Source organism: Mesorhizobium sp. M0663 (assembly GCF_040320585.1).
Classification (GTDB): Bacteria; Pseudomonadota; Alphaproteobacteria; order Rhizobiales; family Rhizobiaceae; genus Mesorhizobium.
In genome coordinates this window covers 53,840-75,346 of the sequence record NZ_JAMYPX010000019.1, presented here as the reverse complement: position 1 = coordinate 75,346, position 21,507 = coordinate 53,840, and the positions used below count along the sequence as shown (strand labels likewise).

The window sequence follows — 21,507 nt, the reverse complement described above, 5'->3', positions numbered from 1 at the left end:
TTAAGCTTTTTTCATATTTGTGAAATTGTCAAGCTGTTTCATGCTTGGGCATGAACGTCAGCGTTCGAACGCGTCCAGCATCCGGTACCAGGCGATCGTCGCGGCGACGCCGACCTGCCGAAACGCATGAAACGGAATCGGCCGGATCGGCGAGACCGGGAACGGCAATTGCCTGGTGTCGCCGCTCGACAGGTAGGAGGCGATGCGCTCGCCAAGCGCGGTCATCAGGCCGATGCCGCGGCCCTGGCAACCGACGACCGCCAGCAGACCCTTCTCTGGCTCGTGGATATGCGGGAGATGGTCCGGCGTCATTGCCACCCGGCCGAACCACCGCTTTTCAATGGCAATGTCTGACAGCGCCGGATAAAGCCGCAGCAGCGCGCGCTCCAGATGCGCCCAGTCGGCCGGGCCGTTCGGCAAGGCCATGCGGCCGCGCCCACCAAGCACCAGCCGGCCGTCGGCACTCTTGCGGTAATAGACGAGGATGCGGCGCGAATCCGAAACCGCCTGCCCGTCCGGCAGGATCGCCGCCGCGAGATTGGACGATAGCGGCGCTGTCGCGATCTGGAAGGAATGCAGCGGAACGATCGTCTTGGCGAGGCCGGGGAGCAGGCCGCCGGTATAGGCGTTGGTCGCCAGAACGACCGCCTTGGCCTTGAGTTCGGCGCCGCTTTCCGTCGAAACGTGCCAAATGCCAGCATTCTTGCTGATCTGCATCACGTTCTGGCGCTCGGCGATCTTTACGCCCGCCGCTGCAGCGACGCGCGCCAGTTCCAACGTGTAGGCGAGCGGATCGATGACACCGGCGCGGCGATCGAGCCAGCCGCCGAGATAGCCTTGCGCGCCGGTCATCGCGCGATCTCCGTCCCGCTCAGCAGCCGGACATCGGCGCCGCGGGCGCGCCACTGCCGATCCCGGTTCGCCGCCGCTTTCAGCGCGGTCTCGGTATGCGCGGCCTGGATCCAGCCATTGCGGACGAACGGCACCGCCAGTCTTTCGTCGCGGATCAATTCGAAGACGGTGTCAGCGGTCGAGGCGGCAAAGTTGACGAGCGCTTCGCCGCGTTCGAGACCAAAATGCTCCAGCAGCCAGTCCGGATCGTATTTCAGGCCGGGAATGACCTGACCGCCGTTCAGGCCGGATGCGCCATTGCCAATTTCGCCGGCCTCCAGCACCTGGACGGCAAGGCCGAGCCGGGCAGCGTGCAAGGCCGCTGACAGACCCAGAATGCCGCCGCCGACGATAACGACATCGACGCATTGGCCGGCTGGAAAAAGCGACTGGAACGCGGTGGCTGTCCGCGGCTTCTGCCAGATTGGATCGGAAAACCGTAAGACCAAGCGTCACCTGAAGATTTCAGTAGGTGAAAACCCTAGCGACGGTTTCATTATTTTGAAAGAGCGTTTTCCGTCGCCGTTGGCGCACGTCAGGCTCGATCAAGGTCCAGCGATGCGAAGACCGCTTGAAAGAATTGACAAAGCTCGCCCTGCAAGCGGGATAGACCTTTGGCGGGAATTTGTTGAAAGTGCCGCGGCCGAAGGACAAGACAACAGGAAATGTAAGCCATGACGAACGCCACACATTTGCCCGCCGAAGGCCTCTTCGTGGGCCGCGCCCGGGCGAGCGATGCTTCCCATCCGCTGGTGGTCACGGTGCGTGACGGCACGGTCTTCGACATCACATCAAATGTCGCACCGACCGTACGCGACGTTTGCGAATTGCCGGATCCGGCGGGGCACGTCCGCTCGGCCAAGGGGCGGCCGATCGGCCCGCTCGATGCCATTGCCGCCAACAGTTTCGAGACAGCGCGCGATCCGGGGAAACCGTATCTGCTGTCCCCCGTCGACCTGCAGGCGATCAAGGCATCTGGCGTCACCTTTGTCGTCAGCTTGCTCGAGCGCGTTATTGAGGAGCAGGCGCGCGGTTCGGCGGAAAAGGCCGACGCCATTCGCGCCGACATTGCCGGGCTGATCGGCCACGATCTGTCGAAGCTCAAGCCCGGCTCGCCGGAAGCGATGGAGATCAAGGCCAAGCTGATTGCGCGCGGCGCCTGGTCGCAATATCTGGAAGTCGGCATCGGCCCCGATGCCGAGATCTTCACCAAATGCCAGCCGATGGCCTCGGTCGGCTTCGGCGCCGACGTCGGCCTGCATCCGGTTTCGACATGGAACAATCCGGAGCCGGAGATCGCCATGATTGCCGCCAGCAGCGGCAGGATTGTCGGGGCGACGATCGGCAACGACGTCAATCTGCGCGACGTCGAGGGGCGCTCGGCGCTGCTGCTCGGCAAAGCCAAGGACAACAACGCCTCGGCAGCACTTGGCCCCTTTATCCGGCTGTTCGACGAGACATTTTCCATTGGCGACGTGAAGCAGGCGATCGTACGCCTGAAGGTCGAAGGCGAGGATGGGTTCTCGCTGGAGGGCGCCAGTTCGATGGCCGAGATCAGCCGCTCGCCGGAAGAGTTGGTCGCCGCCGCCATGGGGCCACATCACCAATACCCGGACGGGCTGGCGCTCTATCTCGGCACGATGTTCGTGCCGTCGAAGGATCGCGGCGAAACAGGCAAGGGCTTTACCCACAAGGTCGGCGACATCGTCACCATATCGTCAGAGAAGTTCGGCGCCTTGGTCAACCGGGTGCGGTTGTCGCCCGACTGTCCGCACTGGACTTACGGTGCCAGCCACCTGATGCGCGACCTTGCCAGGGCCGACCTCATCTAGTCCCCCACCCTACATCCGATAGATTCTAGAATTCTCTGATTGGAAATTACCTGCTCGTCGGCATTCGGGAGAGTCCATTGATCGTCGCTCTTGAGGGCAAGACCCTTGTCGTTACCGGCGGAACGCAAGGACTTGGCGAGACCATCGTCCGGCTGGCCTCAGCCGATGGCGTCGAAGGGATCGCCATTGTCGGCCGCAATGCCGAGCGTGGCAGACGCATCGCCGAAGAGCTTTCACGACCAAGCCGGCCCGTCGTCTTCATCCAGGCCGACCTTGGAGATCCGGCCGCGCCTGCAGCTGTCATGGCGGAAGCGATCAAAAGACTCGGCCGCATCGATTGTCTGGTGAACGCCGCGGCCCTCACCGACCGGGCCTCTCTGGAAACTGGCACAATCGACGACTGGGACAGGTTGTTTTCCGTCAATGCGCGCGCGCCGTTCTTCCTCATGCAGGGGGCCGTAGCCGACATGAAGACACGGCGGGCGGCGGGCGCCATCGTCAACATACTGTCGGTGAATGCGCATTGCGGTGCGCCGGACCTTGCCATCTATTCCGCAACCAAGGGCGCGCTTTCGACGCTGACCAGAAACATTGCCAACGCGCATCTTTCCGATCGCATCCGCGTCAACGGCATCAACATGGGCTGGGTAGCGACGCCGGCCGAACAAGAGATGCAGGCGCGCACGCTGGGCAAGGGCGAAAACTGGGCAAAGATTGCCGCCGCCGGCCTGCCGCTTGGTCGATTGCTGACCATGGACGAAGTCGCCCAGCTAACGCTGTTCCTGCTCAGCGACGCCTCCGGGCTGATGACCGGGACGCTTATCGACCTAGAGCAATACGTGCTCGGCGCGCCGCCGCGCAGCATTGCATGACGGTCGCAAGGCCGATCGTCGGCCGCCTGGAAAATATCAGCCAAACTGATGCAATCTGATGGGATTGCTGATGGCGTGGTGCCTTGCGCCAACGTCCATTGGCAATCGAGGCTTGCCATCGATCGAAAAAGGGAATGCTCTAATGCGCCCAGGTCGACGCTGGCAAATGCGATCACGGCTTTGGCCGCGCACGGTTTTTGGCCGCGATCGTCGTCGGAGGAGGAGTTCGGTTCAAATGGGAGGAAATCAAATGCTGACGAGGCTAAGACTGCTTGTACTTGGCTTGGTGGTGGCGCTGGCCATTCCGGCCGCGGCACAGGCCAAGACGTTCTACTGGATTTCGCATGGCGGCCCGGCCGATCCGGTCTGGACCTACTTCCTTGCCGGGGCCAAGCAATGGGCGACGGACACCGGCAACACCGTCAACACGTCGTTCCACAATGGCGACGTGGCGTCGCAGCAGGAGGCTGTTCGCGCCGCGATTTCCGCCAAGGCCGACGGCATCACCACGACCAGCCCTGATCCGGGCAGCCTTGTGGAGATCGCCAAGGAAGCGCGGGCGGCGAACATCCCGATCATCAACTTCAACACGCCCGACCCGAAGGCGGACTTCAACGCCTATGTCGGCGGCGACAACGTCACCTTCGGCAAACATTGGGCGCAGTATCTGGTCGACAAGGGCCTTGTGAAGAAGGGCGACTTCGTCTGGATGCCGGTCGAGATTCCCGGCGCCACCTATGGCGTCCAGGAAGAGGAAGGCATCAAGAGCGTGTTCGAGCCGCTCGGCATCACCTATGAAATCACCGAAGCGACGCTCGACCAGGCCGAAGTGATCAACCGCATGGTCGATTACCTCACCGCCAACAGGGCCAAGGTCAAGGCGGTTATCGGCCTCGGCGACCTTGTCACCGGTTCGATCAAGCGGGTGTTCGACCAGGTCGGCGTCAAGCCGGGCGAAATCCCGGTCGTCGGCTGGGGCAACTCGCTCGACACCACCCAGGAAGTGCTGAACGGCTACGTCAATGCCGCGCAGTGGCAGGATCCGCAGGCGACCAGCTACGTCGCGCTCTCGCTCGCCAACATGGCGGCGAGCGGTATTCCACCCGGCTTCGACGTGATCACCGGCGCGCTCTACGAGAAGGACACCGCGGCAGTCTACGACAAGATCCTGTCCGGCAAATAAATCCGCGATCGAGTTGGTCACGGCCGCTTCGGCGGCCGTGACTGTCTCATCATTCCGCCGAAGCCGGTTGCGGTCGCGGCCAAATCCAATCCTATCGCGGGTCCAAGGTGGAAAATCGTTCTCTTATCCAACGCTCGATCGCGCGGCCCGAGTTCGGGCCGTTCGTGCTGCTCGTCGTCGAGATCGCCGTGTTCTGGGGCATCAACCACGACTTCCTGTCGCCGCAAAACATCTCGAACACGCTGGCCTTCACGGTCGAGCTCGGGCTGATCGCGCTGGCGATGACGCTGTTGATGACATCAGGCGAATTCGATCTCTCGGTCGGCTCGGTGTTCGGCTTCTCGCCGGTCCTGATGTGGACGTTGTTCAACAGCGGCGTCGTCTCGCTCGAAGCCGCCTTCGTCATCGCGCTGGTGGTCGCTGCGTTTATCGGGCTGGTCAATGGCTGGTTCGTGACGCAGCTCAAGATCCCGTCCTTCCTGGTGACGCTGGGCATGCTGCTGGTGGTGCGCGGCACCGCTTTGTTCGTCACCAACGGGTTTCCGCAGCGGACCTGGAGCGCCGAGGGCAGCTGGCTGGGGGAAGCGCTGGTCGGCGATTTCTTCATCGGGCCGTTCCGGATCTATATGTCGCTGTTCTGGTTCATCGCCGCCGCAATCGCGCTCGGCTACGTGCTGACGCAGAGCCGGACCGGCAACTGGATCCAGGCGGCCGGCGGCAACCCGAGTGCTGCAAGGGCGCGCGGCGTCAACGTCAGCGGCGTCAAGATCGGCCTGTTCATCCTGTCGTCGATCCTGGCCTCGCTTGCCGGCGTCATCTCCTCGCTGCGCACCTCTGCGGCCAACCCCAACAGCGGCACCGGCTACGAGCTCGAAGTCATCGCCATGGTGGTGATCGGCGGCACGGCGCTGACCGGCGGGCGCGGCACAATCATCGGCACGGTGCTCGGTATCCTGATCCTGCGCGTGATGCGCAACGGCATCGTGCTGATCGGCGTGCCGGGCCTTGCCTATAATATTTTCATCGGCGCCATCATCCTCGGCATGATGGCGCTCCATTCATGGCTGGAACGCCGGCATCAGGCAGGGACTTGAACCATGGCCGAACCGCTTGTCCGCATGGAAAATATCCGCAAGTCCTATGGCCGCGTGCAGGCGCTGGTTGATGCCAATTTCCATGTCAACGAAAGGGAGATCGTCGGCCTGCTCGGCGACAACGGCGCCGGCAAGTCGACGCTGATCAAAGTGCTGTCGGGCGCGGTCCCGCTGACCAGCGGCGACATCTTCATCCGCGGCAAGAAGGTGAATTTGCGCAGTACCAGCGACGCCATCGCGCATGGCATCGAGACGATCTACCAGGACTCGGCGCTGGTGACGCAGCTGTCGATCGCCCGCAACCTGTTTCTCGGGCGCGAGCCGATCAAGCCGCCGCGCTTCCTCAATCGGATGGACCAGGAGGCGATGAACGTGGTTGCCCGCGACCTGCTCAAGCAGGTCGGCATCTCGAAGAACATCCCGCCGACGACGCCGATCGGCTCGCTCTCCGGCGGCGAGCGGCAGGCGGTGGCGATTGCGCGCGCCATGCATTTCGACAGCGACCTCATCATCCTCGACGAGCCGACCAACAATCTCGGCGTCGCCGAAACGCAAGGCGTGCTGAGCTTCGTGCGCAGCGCCCGCGATTCTGGCCATTCCTGCATCTTCATCGCCCACAACATCCATCATGTCTTCCAGGTGGTCGACCGCATCGTCGTCATGCGCCGCGGCAAGGTGGTTGCCGACGATATCGACCCGAAGAAGACCAGTGTCGCCGAAGTCGAACGCGTCATCACCGGCATGTCGGACAAGGAGATCCATGACGCGCTGGTCGAGGGCACGCAACGGCCCGGCTGAGCAGCCGGCCGGGCTTATCGTCGAGGCACTGGATCGCATCGCCACATGGTTGCGACATGAAAGCCACCGTTTCGGATATTGCCAGGAGCTGCGGCCTGTCGACCGCGACGGTCGACCGTGTGCTCAACAACCGGGCGGGAGCCAGTGCCGCCAACCGGCAGCGCGTGATGGAGGCGGCCAAGCAGCTCGGCTATCTGCCGGTCGTCGACCAGGTCGCGTTGCCGTCGCGGCCGGCGCATCTCGAATTCTTCCTGCCGATCGGCAGCAATGCCTTCATGGCCGATCTGGCCAGACACATCGAGGATTATGCGGCGCGCCTGCCGCTGGTCGCCTCCTGCCGCATCCACAAGCTCGCCGGCATCTCGCCGAGCGCCTTGCAGGGGGCCGTCGAAAACCTCTCGCTCAAGGCGAACGGTGTCGGCGTCATTGCCGTCGACCACCCGAGAACGCGCAACATCTTGCGCGAGATCGTCGAGGCCGGCATCCGCCTGGTCACGCTGGTGTCCGATGTTCCGGGCGCGCCCCGCTCGGCCTACGTCGGCATCGACAACCGGGTGGCCGGCCGTACGGCGGCGCTGCTGATGGGACGGTTCCTCGGCGGCCGCCAGGGCCATCTGGCGATGGTCGTCGGTTCACGCTCCTACCGCGGCCATGAGGAACGCGAGATGGGCTTTCGCTCCGTGCTCGGCGAGGAGTTCCCCAACCTAACCGTCACCAGCGCCGTCGAGATCAACGATGAGCCGGAGGTCAGTTATACCGCGACCATGAAGGCGCTGCACAACGAGCCGGAGCTGCTCGGCATCTATTGTATCGGCGCCGGGCGCTCGGGCGTGGCAAAAGCATTGCTCGAAGTCAGGCCGCAGACGAAGCCGGTGTTCATCTGCCATGATCTGACGCGCGAGACGCGCGGCTATCTGGTCGACGATCTGCTCGACGTCGTCATCGACCAGAATGCGCGGCTGATCGCCGAACAGTCGGTCATTCGCCTGCTCGGCTCGATCGCCTCGTCGGCGCCCTATCTGACGCGGAAATTCATCGAGCCGCGCCTGATCTTCAAGGAAAATGTCCCGGTGCAGTGATGTCGCGCGAGGCGATGGCTCGGGCCAGTGGATCGTTAAAATTCGGTTGATACCGCAAATCTGCACATCACCTATGCAACTTTTGTGGTTGCCGAATCATTGGGCAATCGATAGTTTCGCAGGTGTCGGCCATCTACTCCTCCCAGATGCGATGCCGACGCTGAGTGCGGTACACCTCCTCCCGTGCCGTATTCGAAATCGAGCCCGCTGCCACCTCCTCCCGGCAGCGGGCTTTTTTTGTTCCGGCTCCGGGATAGCGGGCGATGCTGGGATCGTGACTGGCACCGGACACGATTGCTGATCCGCGGATCGATGTGCTTCGCTGCGACCGCCGCGGCTTGTCGGGCGGAATCCTGTCACACTTGTCACTCTCACCGGTTCGCCGGCGGCCCTATCCTGCCTCACGACCAGCAATCAACGCCGCGCCGGCCATGGTGCGGAGGATCGGCACAGGAGACGCGAGATGGCACATCCGATGGGACGAGACATCACCCGGCGGCGCGGCCCGCAATCGAAACGCCACGTATCGTTTCGCCGCTTGCGAGACTATCTGGCCCTGAACGACGTGATCAGGCCTTCCGCCATGCGGACGAACTGCGCGCTCGGGCCCTCGGCGCCGACGCTTTGCAGGCTGACGCGGGCGCCCTCGAGCAACAGCGACAGCGTGTCCGCAAGAAGCTCGGCCTGTCCGATGCCGGCATCGCGACACAGCGAGACCAGCCGCTCGCGCTGCGCTTCCTTGAGTTCCTTGATCACTTGCCTTGCCGGATGATCGGCCTCGCTCAGCTCGATGGCGGCGTTGGCCATGTCGCAACCGCGGCGATCCGACATCAGGCAATCGGCCGCCATCCGGACCCAGGCATGCAGCTGCGCCAGCTTGTCGCCCGGATTCTCAGCCTCGAACTTTTCCCACATCGCGTTGGCGCTGCAGGCGGTCGCCCGCAGACATTCGATGATCAGGTCGTCCTTGGACTCGAAATGCCGGTAGAGCGTCATCTTGTTGGTGCCGGCGGCCTCGGTGATGGCGTCGATGCCGACGCCGCGAATGCCATGCTTGTGAAACATGTCCCGTGCCGTCTCCAGGATCCTGTCCCGGGGGCGAACACGCTCCACAACACCGTCTGTCATCAAAACCTCCGTGATTGCGTTTCCCGAAATTCCCTCGGTGCACCTCTTGACTAGGGTGTTACCGGTCTGTAACGTTAGAGATGTTACTTACCTGTAACACCCGCATTGCATCATGTCAAACTCGCAAGTGCCAGCCATCAGCCCCGCCCCGATCGGCAAGGGGACGAACCGCACCTCACGGCCTCGGCCGGCGAGCAAGAAAACACCAGATCCGCGGCTTGCCGCGGATCACCAAAAACCAGGAGCCGCTTCGATGTCGCAGCGCAATGATCTGACGATCGATGAAGTCGTAAGGGATCCGATGATCCGCATGCTGATGAAAGCCGACCGCGTCGACCCGCGGTCTTTCGAGGCGATGCTGCGTGCGCTGGCGGACGAACAGGCCGAGCGCCGCAATGCGCCGCGCCGCCTTGAAGATTTCGGCTTTCTCGAAGATTCCGGCTCAACACGCAGCCGGCGGCTTTCCAGGGTAGCCAGGGCGTTTGGCCGGGCCAGAGCATCGGGCGAGGCATGCATATCATGGTAAACTTCTTCATTCATCGTCCGATCTTTGCGTCGGCGATCGCCATCATCATGGTGCTCGCCGGAGGGATCTGTTATTTCCTCCTGCCCGTCTCGCAGTTTCCCGACATCACGCCGCCCCAGGTCGTGGTCAGCGCCCATTACCCGGGCGCCAGCGCGCAGGTCGTCGCCGACACGGTGACGACGCCGCTCGAACAGCAGATCAACGGCGTCCAGGGGATGACCTATATGTCGTCGTCGAGCTCCAATGACGGCTCCTCGACGATCACGATCACCTTCGACGTCGGCTACGATCTGAGCACGGCGGCCGTCGACGTCCAGAACCGCGTTTCGCAGGCGGCTTCCTCGTTGCCGGCCATCGTCAATCAGGGCGGCGTGACGATCAAGAAGCAGAACCCGAACTTCGTCCTGATCGTCGACCTCACCTCGCCAGACGGTTCCGTCAACCCGGTCGCGCTGAGCAACCTCGCCTACTTGCAGGTGGTCGATCCGCTGAAGCGCCTGCCCGGCGTCGGCGACGTGCAGATCTTCGGTGAGCGGCGCTATTCGATGCGCATCTGGCTCGACCCCGACAAGCTAGCCAATCTCGGCATTACTGCCGTCGACGTGCAGAACGCCGTCGCCGAGCAGAACGTCCAGGTGGCGGCCGGCAAGATCGGGCAGTCGCCGGCTCCGGCCGGCACCGCCTTCGAGATGCAGGTCAACGCCGTCGGCAGGCTGAGCGATCCCAAGGAGTTCGGCGACATCGTCGTGCGGGCCAATACCGCCAACGGCTCGCTGGTCAGGCTGCGCGACGTTGCGCGCATCGAGCTCGGCGCGCTGCAATATTCGTCGTCGGCCTTCTTCGGCAAGGACCCGACGGTGGTGCTCGCGGTCTACCAGATGCCGGGCTCCAACGCGCTCGATCTGCAGCAGCGCGTCAAGGACAAGATGCAGGAGCTGTCGGCCCGTTTCCCGAAGGGCGTCAGCTACGCCATGCATTACGATACGACACGTTTCGTTTCGGCCTCAATGCACGACGTGCTGATCACGCTCGGCGAAGCGCTGGTCCTGGTCGTCGCCGTGGTGTTCATCTTCCTGCAAAGCTGGCGCACCACGATCATCCCGACGATCGCAATTCCGGTGTCGCTGGTGGCGACGCTGGCCGTCATGCATATGCTTGGCTTCTCACTGAACATGCTCAGCCTGCTCGGCATGGTGCTGGCGATTGGCCTCGTCGTCGACGACGCCATCGTCGTCGTCGAGAATGTCGAACGCCAACTTGAGGCCGGTCTCAAACCTCTGGCTGCCACGCGCACCGCGATGGCGGAGGTCACCGGCCCGATCATCGCGACGACCGCCGTGCTGATGGCGGTGTTCGTGCCGGTCGCCTTCATTCCGGGCGTGTCCGGCCGGCTCTACAACCAGTTCGCCCTGACGGTGGCGATCTCCTTCGGCATCTCGGCCTTCGTCTCGCTGACGCTTACCCCGTCGCTCAGCGCCGCCTTCCTGCGCCACCGGCCGGAAACGCAGTTCGTGCTGTTCCGCTGGTTCAACATGGGCTTCGAACGGCTGGCGCATGCCTATGCGAATGGGGTCCGTATTCTCATCCGCCTGCGCTGGATCATGCTCGGCGTGTTCGCGGCCGGACTTGTCGCGACCTATTTCGTCTGGCAGCGCCTGCCCTCGACCTTCCTTCCGGTCGAGGACCAGGGCTATTTCTTCGTCGTCATCCAGCTCCCCGACGGGGCCTCGCTGGAACGCACCGACGCGGTGGCGCAAAAGGCACGCGACATCCTGCAGAACACGCCCGGCGTCGACATCGTCGGCTCGATCAGCGGCTTGAACTTCCTGACCAGTGCCGCGCAGTCGAATTCGGCGGTCGAATTCGCTATCCTGAAGCCATGGGACGAACGCGGCCCCGATCAGAGCGCGTCTAAGCTCGTCGCCGACGTGCGCAACAAGCTGCTGCAAATTCCAGAGGCTTTTGCGCTGAGCTTCGACCCGCCGTCGATCCCAGGCATTGGCACCACCGGGGGCTTCGAGTTCCAGGTCGAGGACCTGACCGGCCGCGGCAGCGTGGCGCTCAACGATGCGACGCAAGCCGTGATTGCCGAGGCGCGCAAGCAGCCCGAGCTCAACCCACAGCAATTGTTCTCGTCGTTCTCGACCTCGACGCCGCAGTTCAACTACGATCTCGATCGCGCCAAGGCGAAGCTGCTCGGGCTCAACCTGCCGGACGTGTTCAATACGCTGCAGATCTATCTCGGCTCGCTCTATGTGAACGATTTCAACCTGTTCGGCCGCACCTTCCGGGTGACGATACAGGCCGACAAGGACTCTCGCGCCGGTCCGGCCGACATATCGCGGCTCTATGTCCGCAATGCGTCGGGTGGCATGGTGCCGCTGAGCACGCTGGGCAAGCTTGTGCCCGTCGTCGGCCCCGAGACCGTGCCGCACTACAACAACAATGCGTCGGCCCTGATCAATGGCGGCGCCGCCCCCGGCTTTTCGTCCGGCCAGGCGGTGGCGGCGATGGAACGCGCCGCTGCCACGGCGTTGCCGAGAGACTTCGGCTACGAATGGACCGGCATCACCTATCAGGAGCTCAAGGCGGGATCGATCGCATCCGTCGTCTTTGGTCTCGCGATCGTCTTCGTCTTCCTGATCCTCGCCGCGCAATATGAGAGCTGGGCGATGCCGTTCATGGTGCTGCTGGCGGTGCCGCTCGCACTGTTCGGTGCGTTCGTCGTGCTGTGGCTGCGTGGCATGCAGATCGACGTCTATTCGCAGATCGGCTTCGTCATGCTGATCGGACTGGCGGCCAAGAACGCGATTCTGATCGTCGAGTTTGCCCGGCGCCGGCGCGAAGAAGGCCTCAGCATCGTCGACGCCGCGATGGAAGCCGCGCGGCTGCGGCTGCGGCCGATCCTGATGACCGCCTTCGCCTTCATCCTCGGCGTGCTGCCGCTGATGTTCGCCACGGGTGCGGGTGCCGCAAGCCGGCAGTCGATCGGCACCACCGTCTTTGGCGGCATGGTCGCGGCGACGATCCTGTCGCTGGTGTTCGTGCCGGTCTTCTATGCGGTGATCGAGCAGCTGCGCGAGCGCCGCAGCGAGAGCGAACCGGTTTCCGAAGCGACCGAACAACCAACTGCCGAACCCGCCTTCGAGCCATTGGCCGAAGCGGCCGAATAGGACTGGAGAATTGATCATGCGTAAATGGAAAATCGCGCTGGGAACGGCCGTCGCCCTTGGGGCGATTTCGGTGGCGAGCGTTCACCTGCTCGACATGGGCAGCCTCAGCCTCAACGCCGGCACAGCCGGGGCGGCGACACCCAAGCCGGAAGCTTTTGTCATGCCGGTGCCGGTGGTGAGCGTCGTCAAGAAGACGATCCCGATCTATCTCGACTACGCCGCCCGGGTGGAGCCGATCCGCAGCATCACGCTGCAGGCGCGCGTGCCGGGTTATCTGCAGGAGCAGGTCGCTACCGACGGCAGCGACGTTGCGAAGGGCGACCTTCTCTACAAGATCGCCCCTGAGGATTTCCAGGCTGCCCTCGAGCAGGCGAAGGCGCTTATCCAGCGCGACACGGCGAAGCTCGACTATGCGCGCTCCAATCTCGGGCGCGGCAGCGAACTCGCCAAGAGCGGCTATCTCGCCAAGGACGTGTTCGACCAGCGCACCAGCACCTTGCGTGAGGCTCAGGCCTCGCTCGCCGTGAACCAGGCCGCCTTGCGGACCGCCGAGCTCAATTTGAGCTACACCGAAATCCGTGCCCCGTTCGCGGGACGCATCGGACGCAGCCAAGCATCTGTTGGAACGCTGGTCAGCGTCGCCGGCACGGTGCTCAATTCGCTGGTGCAGCTCGATCCGATCTACGTCACCTTCAATCCGAGCGAAACGGACCTGACACAGATCGAGGAAGCCCGGGCCGCGGGACCGATCAGTGTCGACGTCCTGCTTCCCGGTGAAACGGAACCGCGCCAGAAGGGCGATCTTACCTTCATGGACAACACGATCGATCGATCGACCGGCACGATCACGGCACGGGCGACGGTCGGCAACGGCAAGTTCACGCTGCTGCCCGGCCAATATGTCCGCGTCCGGCTGCACGTCAAAGAGCAGCCCGATGCGCTGATGGTACCGCAGACGGCACTCGGCTCAGGCCAGCTCGGCAAATACCTCTATGTCGTCGGCAAGGACAACACGGTCGACCAGCGTATCGTTTCGCTCGGACCGACCAATGGCGATCAGGTCGCCATCTTGAGCGGTGTGGCCGAAGGCGACCGGGTGATTACCGGCAATCTGCAGAAGATCGGCCCGGGAATGCCGATCTCGCCGCTGCCCGAGAAACCGGCCACCTGATAACCCCCATCAGGTTCCGGTCCCGCGGCGCCCTCGGCTCCCACGCCAAGGGCGCCGTTTTTGCTGATGTTTTCGACACGGCCGATTCAAGCCGTAGTGCGAACGGCGGCTCTGGCGACGATGGCAGCATAGAGGCGCTCTCCAACTGTGAAGGCAGTTTGTGGATCAGCAAACGAGACATCCATCCAGCCGACGGCTTGTCGCGGCTACACGTATCACTCGCGCGAACGCCCGCTTCGACCTGGATGGATGGACTGCTGGATTTAGGCGGCATAAGGCACCGTCTTCCAGGTCAAATCCTGGCGCAACGGTTTCGCCGGTCAGGCCGCCTGCAGGATCCGGATCCCGTGGCGTCCGGTAAGCTCGATCACGCGGTTAATCATGCCAGCGGTCGGCGGGCCGGAGGGCGCGTCCTTGGATGCAGCCTCTTCGAAGAATGCGATCATCTCGTCGTCGACGATCGCCATGAAAATAACCGGCACGGGACCAGCATTGCGATAGCCATGGGGCGCGTTGCCCGGAATGGTGACGACATCACCGGGTTCCACCTCATATTCTTGCGCGACCCCATCGATCATTGTCCATATCGTGAGGGTGCCCTCGAGAATGCGGAAAATTTCCGCGGAAGGATGCGTGTGGGGCGGCGTGCCGCTTCCAGGAGGTACCGTGACGTCGATCACGTTGAGTGCCGTCCCAGCGAGCTTTGCCCGGACAGCGACCTGATCGCCCATTACCCAGAAGCCTTGAACCGAATCGGCCGGATGGACCGTCGCTTTGGTCTTATGCCAAGTCACTTGCTTTTTCCTTTCGAACAGCGCCTTGCTGCGATTTTGCCGCATTGAGCAAGGCGCGAATTGCCCAGGCGGCTGCCTCTCCGGCCTCACGGCCGGTAAGACCCCAGTAGTCTTTCATCGTCTGCCAGGCAGTGGCGCTGAACAGGAGCTGGATCACGGCCTCAAGCTGGCGCGCCGCCTTCGGGTCCATTCCGTTTGCGACTTGCGAAAGGCTGCTCTGAAAGGCACGTTGCCGCTCACCATTGGCTTGCAGGCGCATCTCGCGCCCGGTAGCGCTCGCATGCGAGGCTCTGACTACGCCTTCGATTGCGTCCAACGAGGCGAAAAGGTCGGGAGGAAGATCGATCAGATCCTGCTCCCGCTCAGGCCAGAACCGCACTCCCAGAGAGGCATTGGTGCTGGCCCAAAAGGCTTCCAAAAGCGCTTCCTTCGTCGGGAAATGGCGGAAGATGGTCCGTCGGTTTACGCCCGAAACCTCGGCAACCTCATCGAAGCCAAGCAGGCTGTACGGATTTTGCTCCAGAATCGTTCGAATGGACGCGAGGATGCGCTCGCGCGTGGCCTGCGCCTGCTCTGCCCGCAGCGGGCTCTCGTATTTCTGAGTCATCGTTTGTGAATTCATGTCACTGCTAGTGACACAAACCTTCCCAGTCGTCAATGGACATTGCGAAGGCTACGCACCAGGTTGTTTCCCGCTGCGAGAAGCCAGCTGACGCTCAGCGGCCGGGACCTGGTCGGCTTGCATGGTCAGGCTGGCTGAGGCCGGAAGGGCGCCAATGTCTCCAGGATCGAGAATCCAGCTCTTGTAAGATTGTCGACAATCTGCTTGTCTTGCTTTCGGTTCCCTGGAGCAGCCGAATGGCAAAGCTGGATTTCAGTCCGATCGCGGATACGACACGCAGGGCCGAGATCGTGGGGCTGCTCCGGCGGGCGATCCTGACCGGCCGGCTGGAACCGGGACAGAAGCTCAACGAACTCAGGATTTCCGAGCAGATGCGGGTGAGCCGCGCGCCGCTGCGCGAGGCAATGCGCGAGCTGGTGCAGGAAGGCATCCTGACCAGCATCCCCTACGCCGGAACCTTCGTCATCAACGTCACCGCCAAGGACATCGACGACGCCTATTCGCTCAACAAGGTGCTCGACGAGTTCGCCATCGAGCGGACCTGGCCGCTTCGCGACCAGCGCTTCTTCGACGAGCTTGACCGGCGCCATGCGGCGGTGAAGCAGGCGACGCGCGACCTGGACACGACGCGGCAGATCGAAACAGCGCTGCAACTGCATGGCCTGATCCACGAATGGGCCGACAATTCGGTGCTGCTGGAAACCTGGCAGCGGCTGACCAGCCGGCTGCAGATGTATTTCGCGCTGCACCAGCGGGCGCGCAACGAGCCGGTGCCTGCCGTAGATGCTCACGAGACCTATGTACGGCTGCTCAAGGGCAGCGACATGCGCGCCGCACAGCGCCACGCCAAGGACCATATCGACCTGGATTTCGAAGAACTGCTCGCCTATGCGCGCGGGCTGGAACAGCGCGGCTCAAAGGGCGCCGGCGCCGATCGTGCCGGCCGACCTAAAGGCGGCTGAGCCCGACAAATTTGACGGACATCCCGGAACACAGACAACGGACAGAAAACGTGCAGATCAAAACCATCAAGGCCTACCATGTCGTGCAGCCCTTCGTGGACGGGCCCTACCGCATGTCCAAGGGGCGTGTCGCCGATGCGTTCGACGCGGTGATCGTCGCCGTCACCGCCGATAGCGGGCTCACCGGCTGGGGCGAGATGGCGCCGCTTGGCAATTTCTATTCGCCTGCCTTCGCTGCGGGTACTCGCGCCGGCGTCGTCGAGATCGCGCCGCATCTCATTGGCCATGACCCACGCGGGCTTGCCAGTATCAACAGGTTGATGGACACGGTGTTCAAGGGCCATCCCTACATCAAGTCGGCGCTCGACATGGCATGCTCGGATCTCGCGGCGCGCGCCGCCGACGTGCCGCTGGTCACGTTGCTTGGCGGCCGCGAGAGCGAGACGGCGGAACTCTACAAGGTCGTCACCCACGGCACGGTCGACGCGATGGCCGCACTTGCCAAGCACATCGTCGGGAAAGGATTTCAACGGCTGCAGGTCAAGGTCGGCGGCAACGTCCATGACGACATCGAACGCGTCACAGCCGTTGCCGCCGCGGTGCCGAAGGGCACCGTCATCTTCTGCGACGCCAATGCCGGCTGGACCCCTTACGAGGCGCGCCAGTTCGTGGATGCGACGCGCACCATCGACTACACGTTCGAGCAGCCCTGCACGACGATCGACGAATGCCTGTCGGTGCGCCGCTCGCTCGACAAGCCGATGGTGCTCGACGAATCCGTCGCCTCGTTGGACGATATGCTCGACATCCACCGCAAGGGCGCGGCCGACGGGCTGACGCTGAAGATCTCGCGCCTCGGCGGCGTCACCAAAACGCGCCAGATCCGCGACCTTGCCGTCGACCTCGGCTTCATGATCACGGTCGAAGACACTGGCGGCGCCGAGATCGACACATCGGCCATGGCGCATCTGTCGCTGTCGACGCCGGAGGAGCGCCGGCTGCACGCCATCGCCTTCCACGAATGGGTGACGGTGCGCACCGCATCCAACATGCCGCCGGTTTCGGGAAGCCGTATGGGCATTCCGGATGGGCCGGGCCTCGGCATCGATGTCGTTCCCGGCCTGCTTGGTGCGCCCTTCTTCGAAATCGGCAGCTGAGCTACAACAAGGCTGCACCCAATCAACCTGAATATGCCGCGTCCTTCTGACTGCGGAGGCACGGCCGTGTGGATGACCGCTCCTCCAATCGTCTTCGGCCGATTGCAGAGCGACAATGCCCAATTGCCGGTTGAAATATTTTTCATTTGCAAATAGAAATGTTCAAACCGTTGATTTGGACGCTGCGGCGCGTCAGGAACTGGAGGAAGCGACATGTCCCATCCGCAATTTGCAGCGGAACTTCTGCAGCGCGCTGAACAGCAGGGGCCGATCACCATCGGGCTTGCCGGCGCCGGACAGATGGGCACCGACATCGTCGTCCAGGTCGCGCTGATGCCGGGCATGCGGATCGGCGCCATTTCCGAAGTCAGGCCGCAGGCAGCGATCGACGCGGCGCTGCTCGCTGGCCATGACCGTTCCGACATCGTCCATGCCGGCAATGCGGCCGCGATCGACCGCGCCATCGAGGCCGGCAAGATCGCGGTGACCGAAGATTTGCATGCGCTGGCGGCGGCCGGCCGGATCGACGTCATCATCGACGCAACGGGTAATCCCAATATCGGCACGCTGTTTGCGCTCGAAGTGATGAAGAACGGCAAGCATATCGTCATGCTCAATGTCGAGGCCGACATCACCATCGGCCGCTTCCTCAAGGAGGAGGCACGCAAGGCCGGCGTCGTCTATACCGGTGCCGCCGGCGACGAGCCCGCCTGCACGCTGGAGATCATCGGCTTTGCCAAAAGCCTCGGCTTCAACATCATCGCCGCCGGCAAGGGCAAGAACAATCCGCTGAAGATCGACGCCATGCCGGCCGACTACGAGAAGGAGGCGGCCGAGCGCAACATGAATGCGCGCATGCTGGTCGAATTCGTCGACGGCTCGAAGACGGCGATCGAGATGGTGGCGATCGCCAATGCGACCGGCCTGGTGCCCGACGTGCCGGGCATGCACGGCCCGACCGCGACGCTGGAGGAGTTGGCCAGCGTGCTTTGCCCGCGCGAGGATGGCGGCGTGCTGCATCGCAAGGGCGTGGTCGATTACTCGATCGGCAAGGGAGTGGCGCCCGGCGTGTTCTGCATCATCGAGACCCGGCATCCGCGTGTGCTGGAGCGCATGATCGACCTCAAGGTCGGCAAGGGCCCCTATTTCACGATCTTCCGGCCCTATCATCTGACCAGCCTGGAAGTGCCGCTGTCGGCGGCGCGCGCCGTGGTCTACAAGCGGGCCGACATGGAGCCGCTCGACCATCCTGTGGCCGAGGCGGTGGCGGTCGCCAAGAGCGATCTTGGCGTTGGCCAGTCGCTCGGCATGATCGGCGAGAACGACTATCGCGGCTTCGCCATGACCTGGGGGGATGCGCGCGCCCGCGGCGCCCTGCCGCTCGGCCTTGCCGAACGCGCCAAGGTGGTCAAGCCGCTCAAGACCGGCGACTTCCTGACCTATGAAAATTGTGTACCCGACGATTCGATGGTGATAACCCAGATCCGCCGCCGTCTCGACCAGTCGGACGGACGGTTCGTTACAAACGCAGCCTGACCCCGCCGGATCTCCGCCTGATGGACGATGTCGTAATCGGGATCGACGCCTCGACCACGGCCGTGAAGGCGATTGCCTTCGCGCGCGACGGCGAGGAGCTGTTCCAGGCGCGCGAGCCGTACCCGCTTTCAAATCCGAAGCCCGGCCATTTCGAGCAGGACGCCGAACATTGGTGGACGGCGCTGCTTGGCGCATTGAAGCAGGTCACCGAGGCGGTCGGCGCTACGCGGGTGGCGGCGATCTGCATCGCTCACCAGCGAGAGACCTTCACGCTGGTGGACAGCGCCGGCAAAGCACTCATGCCGGCGATCCTGTGGCTCGACGAACGCGCCCGGCCGCAGGTTATCAGGCTTTCGGCCGAACTCGGCCGCGAGGCGATCCGCGACTGGAGCGGCAAGCCCCCGGACCCGACGCCGGCGCTCTACGCCATTGCCTGGCTTGCCGAGCACCAGCCGCAAGTGCTTCGCCAGGCAGCGGCACTGGTCGACGTGCACGGTTTCTTCGTCCAGCGGCTGACCGGGCGATTGGTCACCAGCACCGCAAGTGCGGATCCGCTCGGGCTGCTCGACGTCGAGAAAGGTACCTGGCATCCCCGCCTCGTTGCGGCCGCCGGACTGCAGATGGAGCAATTGCCCGAGCTGGTCGCGCCGGGCGTGGTCTGCGGCAGTCTTTCCGCAAGCATAGCGCAGCTGACCGGCCTGAGGGCCGGCACGCCGGTCGTTGCCGGCGCTGGGGACGGCCAGGCGATGGGCCTCGGCATGGGCGTCTACGGCGAGGGCAAGAGCTATCTCTCGCTCGGCTCCGGCGTGGTCAGCGGCTGCTATTCCGGCAAGGTGAAAACCTCGGACGCCTTTCGCACGCTGGTCTCGCCGACCGGCTCCGGATTCATGCTGGAGACCGTGCTGCGATCGGGCATGCAGCTGGTCGACTGGATCGTGCGAACCACCGGTTCGCCCTCGGCGGCAGCGCTGGAGAAAGTGGCGCTGGATGTTGCCGCGGGCAGCGAGGGCCTGCTCATCATGCCCTATTGGGCCGGCGTCATGAGCCCGTATTGGGACGGTGCGGCGCGCGGCGCCATTGTCGGCCTGTCGCTCGATCACCGGCCGGAGCATCTCTTCCGCGCTGTCCTGGAAGGCATCGCCTTCGAGCAGGCCGTCGCCACCGAGGCCATGGAAGCCCAGGCCGGCGGACCGGCGGCGATGATTGCCGCCGGCGGCGGCACCAATTGCGCGCTGCTAATGCAGATCATGGCAAGCGTGCTCGAGCGGCCGCTCTCGGTTTCGCCGGTCAACGAAGCCGCCGCACTCGGCGCTGCCATGCTGGCGGCAGCGGCTGTCGGCTGGTTTGCTTCGCCGGAAGCCGCAGCAGAGGTAATGGCTGCCGCTCCCACCAGGCATGTCGATCCGGTCGACGGGCTTGTCGCCGCCTATCGCAGCCGCAAGGAAATCTACCGCGACCTTTATCAGGCGACGCGCGACATCCACACCCGCCTCGGCGCTCTCGACGAAATCTAGCGGTTGAGCAGCCCCTTGGCCGCATCCTCGTCGGTGATCAGAACCGATACCTTGGTGTTGGCCAGCGCCGCCCGCATGATGGCAATCTTTTCCTGCCCTCCCGAAACCAGGATTATGCTAGGAATATCCGACAGATCCTGCAGCGGATAGGCACAGACGCGGCGGTTGACCTCGTGGTCGACCGGGCGGCCCTCGGCGTCGATGAAATGACACAGAATATCGCCGACGGCACCGGCCGCCTGCAGTTCCTCGAGTTCACTTGGCTTGATGAAGCCGTAATTGGCGATCGGGCTGTCGCTGGAAAACGAGCCGACGCTGAGCACGGCGATGTTTGCCCGGCGCGCGCGGAAAACAACATCCTGAACGCTGCGCTGGCTCATGAAAGCATCGCGCTGCTCCGGCCTGTCGGCATAGACCGGCACCGGCAGCAGGAAACACTCCGCACCGATCTTCTCGGCGAAATCCCAGGCGCTTTCGGTCGGGTTGAGCGGCTGTGCATGGGTGAGGCCGCCAAGCATCGAAACCACCGTTGTCCTGGCGATCGGCCGCCGTGGCAATTCATTGATGGCGAATTTCAGCGTCCGCCCCCAGCCCAGCGCGATGACATCGCCGGCGTTCACATGGTCGGCCAGGTAGGCGGCGGCGGCGTGGCCGATCATCAGCGGCGCGTTGCTTCGGTCGGCCGCCGACGGTACCACAACAGCCTGGCTGAGCCCGAAGCGCTGCTTGAGGCTTTCCTCCAGGATCACGCATTCGACAACGCTGTCGCGGATGCGGAACTGGACGACACCCTCTTCGCGGGCGGCCGAGAGAATGCGATGCACCTTGATGCGGCCGACGCCGAGAATTTCGGAAATCCGCTCCTGCGTAAGACCCTCGACATAATAGTGCCAGGCGGCGCGGGCCTTGAGTTCGGCGTCGGGGAAGCGCGAGGCTCTTTCGTTCTCTATGATCGTCATCTGTTTGCCTTGCCGCAGTCGCCGGCTCTGCTCATGATATTCCAATCCGGCGACTTCGAAATGCCCAAGATTTCCGAGACATTGCGTAAGGCAAACCGGCGAACAGCGCAAACCGTGCTCGAATGAAGCGGGCAGGTCTTGACAATTTTCCGACGAACAGTTTAGCTGAACAAAATTGCATGTTAAAGATAAATTGTTCACAGGGAGGGGCCTGGT

17 protein-coding genes and 1 pseudogene are annotated in these 21,507 nt (G+C 63.4%); 13 read left to right on the top strand and 5 right to left on the bottom strand.

Annotated elements, in window-relative coordinates; translation table 11 throughout:
* Nucleotides 1–57 precede the first annotated feature (57 nt).
* Nucleotides 58–1,208, bottom strand: a pseudogene (locus NKI54_RS25755) (NAD(P)/FAD-dependent oxidoreductase).
* A 357-nt stretch (nucleotides 1,209–1,565) separates the two neighbouring features.
* Here NKI54_RS25755 and NKI54_RS25750 point away from each other — a divergent pair.
* The 6 genes from NKI54_RS25750 (at nucleotide 1,566) to NKI54_RS25725 (ending at nucleotide 7,749) form a co-directional block, all read left to right on the top strand.
* Complete coding sequence (locus NKI54_RS25750) at nucleotides 1,566–2,723, top strand: fumarylacetoacetate hydrolase family protein (protein ID WP_352452558.1); 1,158 nt, start codon at nucleotides 1,566–1,568, stop codon at nucleotides 2,721–2,723.
* Nucleotides 2,724–2,800: 77 nt separating this feature from the next.
* Complete coding sequence (locus tag NKI54_RS25745; RefSeq protein WP_352692646.1) at nucleotides 2,801–3,595, top strand: SDR family oxidoreductase; 795 nt, start codon at nucleotides 2,801–2,803, stop codon at nucleotides 3,593–3,595.
* A gap of 250 nt (nucleotides 3,596–3,845) precedes the next feature.
* Nucleotides 3,846–4,778: a substrate-binding domain-containing protein gene (locus tag NKI54_RS25740; RefSeq protein WP_352579430.1), complete on the top strand. Its 933-nt coding sequence runs from the start codon at nucleotides 3,846–3,848 to the stop codon at nucleotides 4,776–4,778.
* A 107-nt stretch (nucleotides 4,779–4,885) separates the two neighbouring features.
* Nucleotides 4,886–5,872: an ABC transporter permease gene (locus tag NKI54_RS25735; protein WP_352692645.1), complete on the top strand. Its 987-nt coding sequence runs from the start codon at nucleotides 4,886–4,888 to the stop codon at nucleotides 5,870–5,872.
* A 3-nt stretch (nucleotides 5,873–5,875) separates the two neighbouring features.
* Nucleotides 5,876–6,670: an ATP-binding cassette domain-containing protein gene (locus tag NKI54_RS25730; protein ID WP_023674040.1), complete on the top strand. Its 795-nt coding sequence runs from the start codon at nucleotides 5,876–5,878 to the stop codon at nucleotides 6,668–6,670.
* A gap of 56 nt (nucleotides 6,671–6,726) precedes the next feature.
* Nucleotides 6,727–7,749, top strand: a complete 1,023-nt coding sequence (locus tag NKI54_RS25725) for a LacI family DNA-binding transcriptional regulator (protein ID WP_352692644.1) — start codon at nucleotides 6,727–6,729, stop codon at nucleotides 7,747–7,749.
* 546 nt (nucleotides 7,750–8,295) lie between these two features.
* Here NKI54_RS25725 and NKI54_RS25720 read toward each other — a convergent pair.
* Nucleotides 8,296–8,877 carry a TetR/AcrR family transcriptional regulator gene (locus NKI54_RS25720; RefSeq protein WP_031211029.1) on the bottom strand — a complete coding sequence of 194 codons (582 nt, stop codon included), beginning with the start codon at nucleotides 8,875–8,877 and terminating at the stop codon, nucleotides 8,296–8,298.
* A 253-nt stretch (nucleotides 8,878–9,130) separates the two neighbouring features.
* Between NKI54_RS25720 and NKI54_RS25715 the strand changes: the two genes are divergently transcribed.
* From NKI54_RS25715 to NKI54_RS25705, 3 genes are read left to right on the top strand one after another with little or no spacing between them, the layout of a single operon-like run.
* Nucleotides 9,131–9,403 carry a hypothetical protein gene (locus NKI54_RS25715; protein WP_031211028.1) on the top strand — a complete coding sequence of 91 codons (273 nt, stop codon included), beginning with the start codon at nucleotides 9,131–9,133 and terminating at the stop codon, nucleotides 9,401–9,403.
* On the top strand, nucleotides 9,397–12,576 hold the full coding sequence (locus NKI54_RS25710) for an efflux RND transporter permease subunit (protein WP_352452553.1): 3,180 nt from the start codon (nucleotides 9,397–9,399) through the stop codon (nucleotides 12,574–12,576). The genes NKI54_RS25715 and NKI54_RS25710 overlap by 7 nt, the downstream gene beginning before the upstream one ends.
* A 16-nt stretch (nucleotides 12,577–12,592) precedes the next feature.
* Nucleotides 12,593–13,747: an efflux RND transporter periplasmic adaptor subunit gene (locus NKI54_RS25705; RefSeq protein ID WP_352692643.1), complete on the top strand. Its 1,155-nt coding sequence runs from the start codon at nucleotides 12,593–12,595 to the stop codon at nucleotides 13,745–13,747.
* Between the two features lie 320 nt (nucleotides 13,748–14,067).
* On the opposite strand, the gene NKI54_RS25700 is transcribed toward NKI54_RS25705, so the two are convergent.
* Together NKI54_RS25700 and NKI54_RS25695 are read right to left on the bottom strand one after the other, a co-directional pair.
* Nucleotides 14,068–14,541 carry a cupin domain-containing protein gene (locus NKI54_RS25700; RefSeq protein ID WP_352590118.1) on the bottom strand — a complete coding sequence of 158 codons (474 nt, stop codon included), beginning with the start codon at nucleotides 14,539–14,541 and terminating at the stop codon, nucleotides 14,068–14,070.
* Nucleotides 14,528–15,148 carry a TetR/AcrR family transcriptional regulator gene (locus NKI54_RS25695; RefSeq protein ID WP_352455172.1) on the bottom strand — a complete coding sequence of 207 codons (621 nt, stop codon included), beginning with the start codon at nucleotides 15,146–15,148 and terminating at the stop codon, nucleotides 14,528–14,530. The genes NKI54_RS25700 and NKI54_RS25695 overlap by 14 nt, the downstream gene beginning before the upstream one ends.
* Nucleotides 15,149–15,399: 251 nt before the next feature.
* Here NKI54_RS25695 and NKI54_RS25690 point away from each other — a divergent pair, with 251 nt between their 5' ends.
* The 4 genes from NKI54_RS25690 (at nucleotide 15,400) to NKI54_RS25675 (ending at nucleotide 20,332) form a co-directional block, all read left to right on the top strand.
* The gene (locus NKI54_RS25690; protein ID WP_023674032.1) at nucleotides 15,400–16,125 is read left to right on the top strand and encodes a GntR family transcriptional regulator; all 726 of its coding nucleotides are present in this window, start codon (nucleotides 15,400–15,402) and stop codon (nucleotides 16,123–16,125) included.
* A gap of 50 nt (nucleotides 16,126–16,175) precedes the next feature.
* A complete protein-coding gene (locus NKI54_RS25685; RefSeq protein ID WP_352590123.1) occupies nucleotides 16,176–17,282 on the top strand; it encodes a mandelate racemase/muconate lactonizing enzyme family protein in 1,107 nt (368 codons plus the stop codon).
* Nucleotides 17,283–17,495: 213 nt separating this feature from the next.
* Nucleotides 17,496–18,818, top strand: coding sequence for an NAD(P)H-dependent oxidoreductase (locus tag NKI54_RS25680; RefSeq protein ID WP_352590126.1), 1,323 nt, complete (start codon nucleotides 17,496–17,498; stop codon nucleotides 18,816–18,818).
* 20 nt (nucleotides 18,819–18,838) lie between these two features.
* A complete protein-coding gene (locus NKI54_RS25675; protein WP_352692642.1) occupies nucleotides 18,839–20,332 on the top strand; it encodes a xylulokinase in 1,494 nt (497 codons plus the stop codon).
* Here the strand turns inward: NKI54_RS25675 and NKI54_RS25670 are convergent.
* Nucleotides 20,329–21,291 carry a sugar-binding transcriptional regulator gene (locus NKI54_RS25670; RefSeq protein WP_352621190.1) on the bottom strand — a complete coding sequence of 321 codons (963 nt, stop codon included), beginning with the start codon at nucleotides 21,289–21,291 and terminating at the stop codon, nucleotides 20,329–20,331. The genes NKI54_RS25675 and NKI54_RS25670 overlap by 4 nt on opposite strands.
* Nucleotides 21,292–21,507: the final 216 nt, after the last annotated feature.